12 protein-coding genes are annotated in these 14,321 nt (G+C 70.9%); all 12 read left to right on the top strand.

The genetic code is table 11. The features are described 5' to 3' along the window. On the top strand, positions 1-782 hold a 782-nt coding region (locus tag AA75_RS52380), incomplete at its 5' end, for a molybdopterin-dependent oxidoreductase (RefSeq protein WP_033822569.1). Continuing rightward, entirely contained in the window at positions 779-2,110 is a 1,332-nt protein-coding gene (gene nuoH, locus AA75_RS25435; RefSeq protein WP_033822568.1) for an NADH-quinone oxidoreductase subunit NuoH, read from the top strand. The genes AA75_RS52380 and nuoH, both read left to right, overlap by 4 nt. A 6-nt stretch (positions 2,111-2,116) precedes the next feature. After that, complete coding sequence (gene nuoI / locus AA75_RS25430; protein ID WP_033822567.1) at positions 2,117-2,710, top strand: NADH-quinone oxidoreductase subunit NuoI; 594 nt, start codon at positions 2,117-2,119, stop codon at positions 2,708-2,710. Beyond that, positions 2,707-3,576 (top strand): NADH-quinone oxidoreductase subunit J, encoded by an 870-nt coding sequence (locus AA75_RS25425; protein ID WP_051813311.1) that lies wholly within the window; start codon positions 2,707-2,709, stop codon positions 3,574-3,576. Before nuoI ends, AA75_RS25425 begins: the two co-directional genes overlap by 4 nt. After that, positions 3,573-3,872, top strand: coding sequence for an NADH-quinone oxidoreductase subunit NuoK (nuoK, locus tag AA75_RS25420; RefSeq protein WP_014137607.1), 300 nt, complete (start codon positions 3,573-3,575; stop codon positions 3,870-3,872). Before AA75_RS25425 ends, nuoK begins: the two co-directional genes overlap by 4 nt. Positions 3,873-3,886: 14 nt before the next feature. Further along, positions 3,887-5,782 (top strand): NADH-quinone oxidoreductase subunit L, encoded by a 1,896-nt coding sequence (gene nuoL, locus AA75_RS25415; RefSeq protein ID WP_033822566.1) that lies wholly within the window; start codon positions 3,887-3,889, stop codon positions 5,780-5,782. A 31-nt stretch (positions 5,783-5,813) separates the two neighbouring features. Then, positions 5,814-7,430 (top strand): NADH-quinone oxidoreductase subunit M, encoded by a 1,617-nt coding sequence (locus AA75_RS25410; RefSeq protein WP_033822565.1) that lies wholly within the window; start codon positions 5,814-5,816, stop codon positions 7,428-7,430. Then, on the top strand, positions 7,427-9,058 hold the full coding sequence (nuoN, locus tag AA75_RS25405) for an NADH-quinone oxidoreductase subunit NuoN (RefSeq protein ID WP_033822564.1): 1,632 nt from the start codon (positions 7,427-7,429) through the stop codon (positions 9,056-9,058). The genes AA75_RS25410 and nuoN overlap by 4 nt, the downstream gene beginning before the upstream one ends. Before the next feature lie 169 nt (positions 9,059-9,227). Beyond that, the gene (locus AA75_RS25400; protein WP_033822563.1) at positions 9,228-10,241 is read left to right on the top strand and encodes a polyprenyl synthetase family protein; all 1,014 of its coding nucleotides are present in this window, start codon (positions 9,228-9,230) and stop codon (positions 10,239-10,241) included. A gap of 143 nt (positions 10,242-10,384) precedes the next feature. Continuing rightward, complete coding sequence (locus AA75_RS25395; protein ID WP_082526821.1) at positions 10,385-11,047, top strand: response regulator transcription factor; 663 nt, start codon at positions 10,385-10,387, stop codon at positions 11,045-11,047. 265 nt (positions 11,048-11,312) lie between these two features. Next, positions 11,313-13,265 carry a 2-oxoacid:acceptor oxidoreductase subunit alpha gene (locus AA75_RS25390; RefSeq protein WP_033822562.1) on the top strand — a complete coding sequence of 651 codons (1,953 nt, stop codon included), beginning with the start codon at positions 11,313-11,315 and terminating at the stop codon, positions 13,263-13,265. Beyond that, positions 13,262-14,308: a 2-oxoacid:ferredoxin oxidoreductase subunit beta gene (locus AA75_RS25385; RefSeq protein WP_033822561.1), complete on the top strand. Its 1,047-nt coding sequence runs from the start codon at positions 13,262-13,264 to the stop codon at positions 14,306-14,308. Before AA75_RS25390 ends, AA75_RS25385 begins: the two co-directional genes overlap by 4 nt. The last annotated feature ends 13 nt before the right edge of the window (positions 14,309-14,321 follow it).

Genomic DNA, 14,321 nt, shown 5'->3' with positions numbered 1-14,321 from the left:
CCGGCCGGGACACCGACCAGATCCTGGCGGCGACCGTCCAGGGCGACCTGACCGCGCTGGTGCTCGGCGGGGTGGGCCTGGAGGACCTGGCCGACCCGGCGCTGGCCGAGGAGGCGCTGACCCGGGCCGGCTTCGTGCTGTCGCTGGAGCTGCGGCCGTCCGCCGTCACCGCCCACGCCGACGTGGTGCTGCCGGTGGCCGCGGTGGCCGAGAAGGCCGGCACCTTCCTGGACTGGGAGGGCCGGGTCCGGATGTTCGAGCCGGCCCTCAAGCCGGACCAGCTGATGCGGCGCCAACTGGACTCGGACGTCCGGGTGCTGACCATGCTGGCCGACGCGCTCGGCCGCCCGCTGGGCCTGCCGGACGTCCGCGCGGCCCGGCTGGAGCTGGACCGTTTCACCCCGTGGCAGGGCGACCGCACCCCCGCCCCGGCGGTGGCGCCCGCCCCGCTGCCGCGCCCGGCGGCCGGCCAGGCCGTCCTCGCCGGCCACCGCCTGCTGCTGGACAACGGCTCGCTGCAGGACGGCGACACCCACCTGGCCGGCACCCGGCACCGGGCGGTCGCCCGGCTGTCGCCGGTGACCGCCAAGGAGATCGGCGCCGAGCGGGCGGTCCAGGTGACCGGCCCGGCCGGATCCCTGGTCCTGCCGCTGGAGCTGACCGACGGGATCCCGGACCGCACGGTCTGGCTGCCGCTCAACTCCACCCCGGGCGGCGCGCACCGCGCCCTCGGCACCACCGTCGGCCACCTGGTCACCGTCGCCCCGGCCGAGGAGGAATGATGCTTGCCGCCTACGAGACCCTGGGCTTCTTCGGCCGCGACCCCTGGTGGCTGGTGCTGCTGAAGGCGGTCTTCGTCTTCGCCTTCCTGGTCCTGACGGTGCTGATCGCGATCGTCTGGGAGCGCAAGGTCGTCGCCTGGATGCAGCTGCGGATCGGCCCCAACCGGCACGGCCCCTGGGGTCTGCTGCAGTCGCTGGCCGACGGCGTCAAACTGGCGCTCAAGGAGGACCTGGTGGTGAAGGGCGCCGACAAGGCGGTCTACATCCTGGCCCCGATCGTCAGCGCCATCCCCGCCTTCATGGCCTTCGCGGTGATCCCCTTCGGCCCGGCCGGCGACGAGATCTCGATCTTCGGCACCCGGACCCCGATGCAGCTCACCGACCTGCCGATCGCCCTGCTCTACATCCTGGCGACCGCCTCGATCGGCATCTACGGCATCGTGCTGGCCGGCTGGTCCTCCGGCTCCACCTACCCGCTGCTCGGCGGGGTGCGCTCGGCCGCGCAGATGATCTCGTACGAGATCGCGATGGGCCTGTCCTTCGCGGCGGTGTTCATCTACTCGGGGTCGATGTCCACCTCGGAGATCGTCGCCTCGCAGCAGCCGACCTGGTTCGCGGTGCTGCTGCCGGTCTCCTTCATCGTCTACATCATCGCGATGGTCGGCGAGACCAACCGGGCGCCGTTCGACCTCCCGGAGGCCGAGGGCGAGCTGGTCGGCGGCTTCAACACCGAGTACTCCTCGCTGAAGTTCGCGATGTTCATGCTGGCCGAGTACGTCAACATGGTCACCGTCTCGGCGGTCGCCTCCACCCTGTTCCTGGGCGGCTGGCGGGCCCCCTGGCCGATCTCCACCTTCTGGGAGGGGGCCAACCACGGCTGGTGGCCGCTGCTGTGGATCACCATCAAGATCCAGCTGCTGCTGTTCTTCTTCATCTGGCTGCGCGGCACCCTGCCCCGGCTGCGCTACGACCAGTTCATGAAGCTGGGCTGGAAGGTCCTGATCCCGGTCTCGCTGGTCTGGCTGGTGATGGTCGCCAGCGTCCGGGCCCTGCGCAACGAGGGCGACGACTTCGGCAAGGTCGTGCTGTACGTCGGCGCGCCGATCGCGGTGCTGCTGCTGCTCGCCCTGGTCCGGGACGTGATCCGGCGAAAGCCCGAACCCGAGCCCGCGGCCGGCGCAGGCCCCGCGGAGTTCGACCCGATGGCGGGCGGCTACCCGGTACCCCCGCTGCCCGGCCAGGAACTCCCGCCGGTGCCCCGCCGCCGCAGCCGCGCCCCGCAACTCCAGGACGCCCTCAACGGCGCCGACCATTCCGAAGGGAGCTGAACCGAGATGTCGGACAAGAGTGCTGACAAGCCGTCGATCCTCGGCCCGGCAGCCGGCTTCGGCGTGACCTTCCAGGCCATGTTCAAGAAGCGGCTGACCGAGCAGTACCCGGAGCAGAAGAAGCCCACCGCCCCGCGCTTCCACGGCCGCCACCAGCTCAACCGGCACCCGGACGGCCTGGAGAAGTGCGTCGGCTGCGAGCTCTGCGCCTGGGCCTGCCCGGCCGACGCCATCTACGTGGAGGGCGCCGACAACACCGAGGAGGAGCGCTACTCGCCCGGTGAGCGCTACGGCGCGGTCTACCAGATCAACTACGCCCGCTGCATCCTGTGCGGGCTGTGCATCGAGGCCTGCCCGACCCGCGCGCTGACCATGACCAACGAGTACGAACTGGCCGACTCCTCCCGGGCCGACCTGATCTTCACCAAGGAGCAGCTGCTGGTCGGGCTGACCGAGGGGATGGTCGACTCGCCGCACTCGATCTTCCCCGGTGCCGACGAGGGCGCCTACTACCGCGGCGAGATCACCGCGGCCGCGCCCGGCACCGTCCAGCAGGAGCGCACCGACCGCGCGAGCCGCGACAAGGAGGTGCAGTCATGACCTCCACCGGAGAGGCCGTCCAGTTCTGGGTCCTCGCCGTGATCGCCGTCGGCGGCGCGCTGGGCATGCTGCTGATGAAGAAGGCGGTGCACAGCGCGCTCTGCCTGGCCGCCACCATGCTGGCGCTGGCGGTCTGTTACCTGGCGCAGGGCGCCGTGTTCCTGGGCGTGGTGCAGATCGTCGTCTACACCGGCGCGATCATGATGCTCTTCCTGTTCGTGGTGATGCTGGTCGGCGTCACCTCGGCCGACTCCCTCAAGGAGCAGCTCAAGGGCCAGCGGGTGGCCGCGGTGGTCTGCGGCCTCGGCTTCGGGGTACTGCTGATCGCCGGCATCGCCAACGCGAAGCTCGACCACTTCACCGGCCTGACCGAGGCCAACGCCGAGGGCAACGTCCAGGGCCTGGCCCGGCTGATCTTCACCAAGTACGTCTGGGCCTTCGAGGTCACCGGCGCACTGCTGATCACCGCCGCCGTCGGCGCCATGGTGCTGACCCACCGCGAGCGGGTCCGGGCCGCCGCCACCCAGCGCGAGCTGGCCGCCCAGCGGGTCCGGGACAACATCCAGGTACCGCCGATGCCCGCCCCCGGCGTGTACGCCCGGCACAACGCGGTCGACATCCCGGGCCTGCTGCCGGACGGCACCATCGCCGAGGACTCGGTGATGGGCACCCTGCGCGAGCGCGGCCAGATCCGCGACGTCAGCCGGCAGATGCTGGAGCGGATGGCCGAGCTGGAGGAGAGCACCGCCGACCGGCTGGGCCGCCCGTCCTCCGCCCGGCCGCCGGTCACCGGCCCGCGCCGGGAGCTGGAGACCGTACCCACCAAGCCCGCGCCGGCCACCGACGTGAAGGAGGAGACGGAGTGAACCCCGTCAACTACCTCTACCTCGCCGCCCTGTTGTTCACCATCGGCGCCTCCGGGGTGCTGGTCCGGCGGAACGCGATCGTGCTGTTCATGTGCGTCGAGCTGATGCTCAACGCCTCGAACCTGGCCCTGGTCACCTTCTCCCGGCTGCACGGCAACCTGGACGGCCAGATCATCGCGTTCTTCACCATGGTGGTCGCCGCGGCCGAGGTCGTGGTCGGACTGGCGATCATCGTGTCCATCTTCCGGACCAGGCACTCGGCTTCGGTCGATGACAGCAACCTGATGAAGCTGTAGGCGGAGGGCCTTCGGTGAACTCTCTCATTCCGCTGCTCGTGGCGGCCCCGCTGGCCGGTGCTGCCCTGCTGCTGCTCGGCGGGCGCCGCCTCGACCGCTTCGGCCACTGGCTGGCCACGCTGCTCGCGGCCACGTCCTTCGGCTTCGGCCTCGCGCTCTTCGCCGACCTGCTCGGCCGTCCCGGCGACGACCGGACCCTGCACGAGACGCTGTACAGCTGGATCCCGGTGAACGGCTTCCAGGCCGACGTCGCCTTCCAGCTCGACCAGCTGTCCATCGTCTTCGTGCTGCTGATCTCCGGCGTCGGCACCCTGATCCACCTGTACTCGGTGGGCTACATGGCGCACGACGAGCGCCGCCGGCGCTTCTTCGGCTACCTCAACCTGTTCCTGGCGGCCATGCTGCTGCTGGTGCTGGCCGACAACTACCTGCTGCTGTACGTCGGCTGGGAGGGCGTGGGCCTGGCCTCGTACCTGCTGATCGGCTTCTGGCAGCACAAGCCCAGCGCGGCGACCGCGGCCAAGAAGGCCTTCCTGGTCAACCGGGTCGGCGACATCGGACTCTCCATCGCGATCATGCTGATGTTCACCACCTTCGGCAGCTTCACCTTCGGCCCGGTCTTCGGCGCCGCCGGTGACGCCGGCGAGAGCCGGCTGACCGCGATCGGCCTGATGCTGCTGCTCGCCGCCTGCGGCAAGTCGGCCCAGGTGCCGCTGCAGTCCTGGCTCGGTGACGCGATGGAGGGCCCGACCCCGGTCTCGGCCCTGATCCACGCTGCCACCATGGTCACCGCCGGCGTCTACCTGATCACCCGCTCCTCGGCCATCTTCAACCTGGCACCCGACGCCCAGCTGGTCGTGGTGGTGGTCGGCACGGTCACCCTGCTCTACGGTGCGATCGTCGGTTGCGCCAAGGACGACATCAAGAAGGCGCTGGCCGGCTCGACCATGTCGCAGATCGGCTACATGATCCTGGCGGCCGGCCTCGGCCCGATCGGCTACGCCTTCGCCATCATGCACCTGGTGACCCACGGCTTCTTCAAGGCCGGGCTCTTCCTCGGCGCCGGGTCGGTCATGCACGGCATGAACGACGAGGTGGACATGCGTCACTTCGGCGGACTGCGCAAGTACATGCCGATCACCTTCGTCACCTTCGGCCTCGGCTACCTGGCGATCATCGGCTTCCCCGGCCTGTCCGGCTTCTTCTCCAAGGACAAGATCATCGAGGCGGCTTTCGCCAAGGGCGGCACCGAGGGCTGGATCCTCGGCACCTGCGCCCTGATCGGCGCCGCCGTCACCGCGTTCTACATGACCCGGGTGATGCTGATGACCTTCTTCGGCGAGAAGCGCTGGCAGCCCGACGCCGAGGGCCACCAGCCGCACCCGCACGAGTCGCCGTCCACCATGACCCTGCCGATGATCGTGCTGGCCTTCGGCTCGGTCTTCGCCGGCGGCCTGTTCGTCTACGGCGACTCCTTCGTCAACTGGCTGGAGCCGGTCACCGGCCACGCCGAGGGCGACTCCCCGCTCACCCCGCTCACCGTCACCCTGATCACCACCGCCCTGATGGTGGTCGGCGTCGCGATCTCGTACGCCATGTACGGCCGCTCGCCGGTCCCGGTCGAGGCCCCGAAGGGCTCGCTGCTCACCAGGGCCGCCAGGCGCGACCTGATGCAGGACGAGATCAACCACGCGGTGCTGGTCCGGCCGGGCACCGGCCTGGTCGCCTCGCTGGTCTTCTTCGACAGCAAGGCGGTGGACGGCTTCGTCAACGGCCTGGCCGCCACCATCGGCGGTCTCTCGGGCCGGCTGCGGCGGATGCAGACCGGGTTCGTCCGCTCGTACGCGCTCTCCATGTTCGGCGGCACGCTGGTGCTGGTCGCCACCACTCTCCTGATGAGGTCAGTGTGATGACTCCTGATTGGTACCCGGGAGGCCGGCCGTGAGCTACCTGCTGACCGCCACCTGTGCCGTTCCCGCCGCCGGTGCCGTGCTCACCGCCGCGCTGCCGGCCGGGACCACCGATGCGCGCCGCCGGACCACCAAGACCGTCGCGGTCGCCGTCTCGGCCGCCACCCTGGCGCTCGCCGCCCTGGTGGCCGTCAGGTTCGAGCCGGGCGGGACGCGGTACCAGCTGACCGAGTCGTACAGCTGGATCCGCTCCTTCGGCATCAGCTTCTCGCTCGGCGTCGACGGCATCGGCGTGGCGCTGACCCTGCTCACCGCGGTCCTGGTGCCGCTGGTGCTGCTCGCCTCCTGGCACGACGCCGATCCGGCGCCCGCGCCCGAGGGGACGTTCGAGAACCGCCGCCGTACCCAGGGGTTCTTCGCCCTGATCCTGGCGGTGGAGGCGATGGTGATCGTCTCCTTCCTGGCCACCGACGTCTTCGTGTTCTACGTGTTCTTCGAAGCCATGCTGATCCCGATGTACTTCCTGATCGGCGGTTTCGGCGACCGTGCGGGCGGCGCCGACTCGGCCGCCCAGCGCTCCTACGCCGCGGTGAAGTTCCTGCTGTACAACCTGCTCGGCGGCCTGGTGATGCTGGCCGCCGTGATCGGCCTGTACGTGATCGGGCAGAACCAGGGCTTCGCCACCTTCGACCTGCCGACGCTGACCGGCGCCATCGCCGACGGCAAGCTGGTGATCGACCCGGTCGCGCAGAAGGCGCTGTTCCTCGGCTTCTTCTTCGCCTTCGCGGTCAAGGCCCCGCTGTGGCCGCTGCACACCTGGCTGCCGAACGCGATGGGCGAGGCCACCGCCGGCACCGCCGTACTGATCACGGCGGTGGTCGACAAGGTCGGCACCTTCGCGATGCTGCGGTTCTGCCTCGGCCTGTTCCCCGACGCCTCGAAGACCTTCGCCCCGGCGATCCTGGTGCTCTCGCTGGTCTCCATCGTCTACGGCGCGCTGCTGGCCGTCGGGCAGAAGGACATCAAGCGGCTGGTCGCGTACGCCTCCATCTCGCACTTCGGCTTCATCATCATGGGCATCTTCGCGATGACCAGCCAGGGCCAGAGCGGCGCCACCCTCTACATGGTCAACCACGGCATCTCCACCGCCGCCTGGATGCTGGTGGCTGGCTTCCTGATCTCCCGCCGCGGCTCGCGCCTGATCGCGGACTACGGCGGGGGGCAGAAGGTCGCCCCGGTGCTGGCCGGCACCTTCCTGATCGGCGGTCTGGCCACCCTGTCGCTGCCGGGGCTGGCGCCGTTCGTCAGTGAGTTCCTGGTCCTGGTGGGCACCTTCACCCGCTACCCGGTGGTCGGGATCATCGCCACCTTCGGCATCGTGCTGGCCGCGCTGTACGCCCTGGTGCTCTACCAGCGCACCATGACCGGCCCGGTCAAGGAGGGCGTGCGCCACCTGCCCGACCTGAAGCTGCGCGAACTCGCCGTGGTCACCCCGCTGGTGGCGCTGACCATCCTGCTCGGCGTGTACCCCAAGCCGCTCACCGACATCGTCAACCCGGCGGTGGACGCCACCCTTTCGCAGGTCCACCAGACCGACCCGGCACCGGCCCACCCGGTCGCCGCCACCACCGGAGGTGAGCAGAAATGACCGGTTGGCTCGCCGCCGCGGGCGGCAACAGCCCGAGCATCCCGGCCCCGCACATCGAGTACGGCCAGCTGTCGCCGATGCTGGTGGTCTTCGGCGCCGCGCTGGCCGGCATCCTGGCCGAGGCGTTCCTGCCGCGCCGGATGCGCCACACCGCCCAGCTGGTGATCGCGCTGCTCGGCCTCGGCGGCGCCTTCGCCGCCGTGGTCGTGCTCGCCGCCCAGGGCCACGGCACCACCAAGGCCGGCCTGCTGGCGATGGGCGCGGTGGCGATCGACGGCCCGGCGCTGTTCCTCCAGGGCGTCATCCTGCTCACCGCGGTGCTGGCGGTCCTCACCTTCGCCGAGGGCCGGCTGGAGCCGCGCCTCAACGGCAACACGGTGGACGCCTTCGCCGCCCAGGCAGCCGCCGTCGCCGGCGGCGAGCAGGAGCGCGAGGCGACCCGGGCGGGCCTGCGGACCTCCGAGGTCTTCCCGCTCACCCTGTTCGCGGTCGGCGGCATGCTGCTCTTCCCGGCCGCCAACGACCTGCTGACCATGTTCGTCGCGCTGGAGGTCTTCTCCCTCCCGCTGTACCTGCTGTGCGCGCTCGCCCGCCGGCGGCGGCTGCTCTCCCAGGAGGCGGCGGTCAAGTACTTCCTGCTCGGCGCCTTCGCCTCGGCGTTCTTCCTGTTCGGCACCGCGCTGCTGTACGGCTACGCGGGCAGCGTCCAGCTCGGCGACATCGCGGACGTGGTCTCCGGCGTCGCCCCGGTCACCCCGGCGCTCGCCACCACCACCCAGAACGACGCGCTGCTGCTGATCGGCCTGGCGATGGTCTCGGTCGGCCTGCTGTTCAAGGTCGGCGCGGTGCCGTTCCACTCCTGGACCCCGGACGTCTACCAGGGCGCGCCCACGCCGGTCACCGGCTTCATGGCGGCGGCCACCAAGACCGCGGCCTTCGGCGCCTTCCTGCGGCTGTTCTACGTGGCCTTCCCCGGCCTGCGCTGGGACTGGCGGCCCGTCATGTGGGGTGTGGCGATTCTCACCATGGTGGTCGGCGCGGTCCTGGCGGTGACCCAGCAGGACGTCAAGCGCCTGCTGGCGTACTCCTCGATCGCCCACGCCGGCTTCATCCTCACCGGCCTGATCGCCACCAGCCGGCAGGGTCTCGCCGCGGTCCTCTTCTACCTGCTGGCCTACTCCTTCGTCACCCTCGGCGCCTTCGCCGTGGTGACCCTGGTCCGGGACTCCAAGGGGGAGGCCACCCACCTGTCCAGCTGGGCGGGCCTGGGCCGGCGCTCCCCGCTGGTGGCGGCGGTCTTCGCGCTGTTCCTGCTGGCCTTCGCGGGCATTCCGCTGACCAGCGGCTTCACCGGGAAGTTCGCGGTCTTCCAGGCCGCGGCGGCCGGCGGGGCGACCCCGCTGGTGATCGTCGGTGTGCTCAGCTCGGCGATCGCGGCGTTCTTCTACATCCGGGTCATCGTGCTGATGTTCTTCTCCGACCCGCAGCCCAACGGCCCCGCGGTCACCGTGCCCAGCCCGCTCACCGCCACCGCGATCGGCGTCGGCGTCCTGGTCACCCTCGGCCTCGGCCTGCTGCCGCAGTACTTCCTCGACCTGGCCTCGAAGGCCTCGGTCTTCGTCCGCTAGGACGCGCACGACCCCGCCCGCCCGTCGGGGGCCTCGACCGAGCGTCGAGGGCCCCTGGCGGGCACGCCCGTGCAGTGATCCACTCGCGACCGGATACGCTGCCTTGTACGTGCAACGGCGGGGATCAGGGACCGGCCCGCTTGATCGACCAGGGACAGGAGTGGTCTTCGTGACCGTCGTGGGGCCCTTCGGGCTGAGCGTGCAGGACCGCGATCTGACCCGCGACGTCCGGGCCGGGATGGACGCCGTGGAGACCTCGCTGGTCGAGGCCGTCAAGAGCGAGGTCCCGTTCATCACGATCACCGCGAGCCACCTGATCGAGGCCGGCGGCAAGCGTTTCCGCCCGCTGCTGGTCATGCTCGCCGCCCGCTTCGGCGACCCGTACGCCCCCGGGGTGGTCCCCGCCGCCGTAGTGGTCGAGCTCACCCACCTCGCCACGCTCTACCACGACGACGTGATGGACGAGGCCCCCGTCCGGCGCGGCGCCCCCAGCGCCAACTCCCGCTGGGACAACTCCGTCGCCATCCTGACCGGCGACTTCCTCTTCTCCCGGGCCTCCCAGGTCCTCGCCGACCTCGGCCCGGAGGCCGTCCGGATCCAGTCCGACGCCTTCGAACGGCTGGTCACCGGCCAGATCCTGGAGACCGCGGGCCCCCGCCCCGGCGACGACGAGCTCCAGCACTACCTGGACGTCATCGCCGGCAAGACCGGCTCGCTGGTCGCCGTCTCCTGCCGCTTCGGCGCCCTGATGTCCGGCGCCGAGCGCTGGATGGTCGACATCCTCGCCCAGTACGGCGAGCGGATCGGCACCGCCTTCCAGCTCGCCGACGACGTCCTCGACATCGCCAGCGACGGCCACGAGTCCGGCAAGACCCCCGGCACGGACCTCCGCGAGGGCGTCCCCACCCTGCCGGTGCTGCTGCTGCGCCAGATGCCGGCCGACCCGTCCGACCCCGAGGACACCCGCCTGCGGGAGCTCCTCGACACCGACCTCGCCGCCGACGACGAGCTGCACGCCGAGGCGCTGCGGCTGCTGCGCCGCCACCCGGCGCTGGAGCGGGCCCGCCGCGAGACGCTGCGCTACGCCGAGGAGGCCCGCGCGCTGCTCGACCCGCTCCCCGACTGCCCGGCCAAGGCCGCGCTCCAGGAGCTCTGCGACACGGTCGCCATCCGCACCATGTGAGGACGGCCGCGCCCGGGCGGTTGTCCCGCGCCGCGGGCGGCCGTCCCGGACTTCCGGGGCCGGGGTACCGCCGGATGGGGGAGACTGAGGCCGACTGATCAAGCCTCAGTAGCAAGCCTCTGTAGCTCCGGAAGGGCACTCCCATGCTGCGCGTCGTCATCGCCGAGGACTCCGTACTCCTGCGGGAGGGCCTGACCCGGCTGCTCACCGACCGCGGTCTGCAGGTGGTGGCGGGGGTCGGCGACGGCGAGGCACTCCTGAAGACGGTCCACGAGCTGGCCGCCGCCGGCGAGCTTCCGGACGTCGTGGTGGCGGACGTCCGGATGCCCCCGACCCACACCGACGAGGGCGTGCGCGCCTGTGTGACGCTCCGCGGCCTGTACCCGGCGGTCGGGGTGCTGGTGCTGTCGCAGTACGTGGAGGAGCGCTACGCGGCGGAGCTGCTGGCGGGTTCCACCCGCGGGATCGGGTACCTGCTGAAGGACCGGGTGGCCGAGGTCCGGGAGTTCGTGGACGCGGTGGTGCGGGTCGCGGAGGGCGGTACGGCGCTGGACCCGGAGGTGGTGCAGCAGCTGCTCAGCCGCAGCCGCAAGGGCGATGTGCTGGCGGGGCTGACCCCGCGTGAGCGGGAGGTGATGGGCCTGATGGCGGAGGGCCGGACCAACACCGCGATCGCCCGGCAGCTGGTGGTCTCGGACGGCGCGGTGGAGAAGCACGTCTCCAACATCTTCCTCAAGCTGGGCCTGGCGCAGAGCCCCGCCGACCACCGCCGGGTCCTGGCCGTGCTGACCTATCTGAACTCCTGAACCCGGCCGCTGCGCCCCCGGTCCGACCCTCACCCACCCCTGACCCGCCCTTGACCCGCACCTGACCTGCGGTTCGCCGCGGCCCGCCGACTCTTGTACGAACAGCGTACGAACGGCGTACGCGGCATCCGGGCGAGACGGGATGGTCCAAGACTCCGAGTTCCCCTCCAGCCGGGCCCGACCCGCTTAGGATGCGACTGGTGCACCAGGCGGACGGGGCACACGGCTCACGCCCGCGGCTGGCGCCACGAGGAGGTCCGCGGCAGTGACCAGTCAGGTCGATCAGTCAGCAGCAGTGGACGGCTCGGACGGGGAGGGCGGACCCGAGTCCGCCGCCCGGTCCGGTACGAGTGGAAGACCCGGCAAGCCCATCCGGCGCCTGGATCGTGTGATCATCCGCTTCGCGGGTGACTCCGGCGACGGTATGCAGCTCACCGGTGACCGTTTCACCTCGGAGACAGCGGCGTTCGGCAACGATCTGTCGACGCTGCCCAACTTCCCGGCCGAGATCCGGGCACCCGCCGGGACGCTCCCCGGTGTCTCCAGTTTCCAGTTGCACTTTGCCGATCATGACATTCTGACCCCGGGCGACGCGCCGAACGTGCTGGTCGCGATGAACCCGGCTGCCCTGAAAGCCAACCTTGCCGATCTGCCGCGCGGCGCGGAGATCATTGTCGACACCGACGAGTTCACCAAGCGGGCACTGGCGAAGGTCGGTTATGCCGCCGACCCGCTGGGCGACGGCTCGCTGGACGCCTACCGCCTGCACCGGGTGCCGCTGACCACGCTCACCCTGGAGGCCCTCAAGGACAGCGGTCTGGCCCGCAAGGACGCCGAGCGGGCGAAGAACATGTTCGCCCTCGGCCTGCTGTCCTGGATGTACCACCGCCCCACCCACGGCACCGAAACCTTCCTGCGCCGGAAGTTCGCCAAGAAACCCGCCATCGCCGAGGCCAACATCACGGCCTTCCGGGCGGGTTGGAACTTCGGCGAGACCACCGAGGACTTCGCCGTCTCGTACGAGATCCCGCCGGCCCGGCTGCCCGCCGGCACCTACCGCAACATCTCCGGGAACCTCGCGCTGTCCTACGGCCTGATCGCCGCGTCCCGCCGCTCCGGGCTGCCGCTGTTCCTCGGCTCGTACCCGATCACCCCGGCCTCGGACATCCTGCACGAGCTGAGCCGGCACAAGAACTTCGGGGTGCGCACCTTCCAGGCCGAGGACGAGATCGCCGGGATCGGCGCCGCGCTCGGGGCGGCGTTCGGCGGGGCGCTCGGCGTCACCACCACCTCGGGGCCCGGCGTGGCCCTGAAGTCGGAGACGATCGGCCTCGCGGTCTCGCTCGAACTGCCGCTGCTGGTGGTCGACATCCAGCGCGGCGGCCCATCCACCGGCCTGCCGACCAAGACCGAGCAGGCCGACCTGCTGCAGGCGATGTTCGGCCGCAACGGCGAGGCGCCGGTGCCGATCGTCGCCCCCGCCACCCCCGCCGAGTGCTTCGACGCCGCCCTGGAGGCGGCCCGGATCGCGATCACCTACCGCACCCCGGTGATGCTGCTCTCGGACGGCTACCTGGCCAACGGATCCGAGCCCTGGCGGATCCCCGAGACCGACGAACTCCCCACGATCGAACCGGACTTCGCCACCGGGCCGAACCGCGAGGACGGCGGCTTCTGGCCGTACAAGCGCGACCCGCAGACCCTGGCCCGGCCCTGGGCGGTGCCCGGCACGGCCGGCCTGGAGCACCGGATCGGCGGGATCGAGAAGCAGGACGGCACCGGCAACATCTCCTACGACCCGGCCAACCACGACTTCATGGTCCGCACCCGGCAGGCCAAGATCGACGGCGTCACCGTGCCCGACCTGGAGGTCGACGACCTGACCGGCGACGCCCGCCTCCTGGTGCTCGGCTGGGGCTCCACGTACGGGCCGATCACCGCCGCGGTGCGCCGCCTGCGCGCCGACGGCCACCGGATCGCCCAGGCCCACCTGCGCAACCTCAACCCGTTCCCGGCCAACCTCGGCGCGGTGCTCGCCTCCTACGAGCGGGTCATCGTGCCGGAGATGAACCTCGGGCAGCTCGCCCTGCTGCTGCGGGCCAAGTACCTGGTCGACGCCCAGTCCTACAACCAGGTCCGCGGACTGCCGTTCAAGGCCGCCCAGCTCGCCGACGTCCTGTCGGCCGCGATCGGCACACTCGAAGGAGATGGGCAGTGACCGAAGCCTTCCGCTCCCTGCACCTGGTCCCGAAGGCCGAATCCCCCCAGAGCGCCAAGGACTTCAAGACCGACCAGGAGGTCCGCTGGTGCCCGGGCTGCGGTGACTACGCGATCCTCGCCGCCGTCCAGGCCTTCATGCCGGAGCTCGGCATCCGCCGGGAGAACACCGTCTTCATCTCCGGGATCGGCTGCTCCTCCCGCTTCCCGTACTACATGAACACCTACGGGATGCACTCCATCCACGGCCGCGCCCCGGCGATTGCCACCGGCCTGGCCGCCTCCCGCCCCGACCTGTCGGTGTGGGTGGTCACCGGTGACGGCGACGCGCTGTCGATCGGCGGCAACCACCTGATCCACGCCCTGCGGCGGAACGTCAACCTCAAGATCCTGCTCTTCAACAACCGGATCTACGGGCTCACCAAGGGCCAGTACTCGCCGACCAGCGAGCTGGGGAAGATCACCAAGTCGACGCCGATGGGCTCGCTCGACGCGCCGTTCAACCCGCTGTCGCTGGCGGTCGGCGCCGAGGCCACCTTCGTCGCCCGCACCATCGACTCCGACCGCCAGCACCTGCAGTCGGTGCTGCGGGCCGCGGCCGAGCACGAGGGCACGGCACTGGTGGAGATCTACCAGAACTGCAACATCTTCAACGACGGCGCCTTCGAGGTCCTCAAGGAGCCGGCCACCCGGGACGAGGCGCTGGTGCGGCTCGAACAGGGCCGCCCCGTCCGGTTCGGCGCCGACCGCGGGGTCTTCCGCGGCCCGGACGGCGACCTGTACGTCGACCACGTCACCGAGGCCAACGAGGCACAGCTGCTGGTGCACGACGCCCACCGGCCCAGCCCCGCCACCGCCTTCGCGCTGACCCGCCTCGCCGACGCTGACACCCTGCACCACACCCCGATCGGCGTCCTGCGTGACGTCCACCGCCCGGTCTACGACACCCTGATGGCCGAGCAGCTGACCCGCGCCACCACCGAGCAGGGCGCCGGTGACCTCGCCGCCCTGCTGCACGGCAGCGACACCTGGACGGTCGCCTGACCATGCGACGCGG

Origin of the sequence: Kitasatospora sp. MBT63 (genome assembly GCF_000710465.2) — a bacterium.
In the GTDB taxonomy this organism is placed as follows: domain Bacteria; phylum Actinomycetota; class Actinomycetes; order Streptomycetales; family Streptomycetaceae; genus Kitasatospora.
This window is presented reverse-complemented; position numbering and strand designations above follow the sequence as displayed.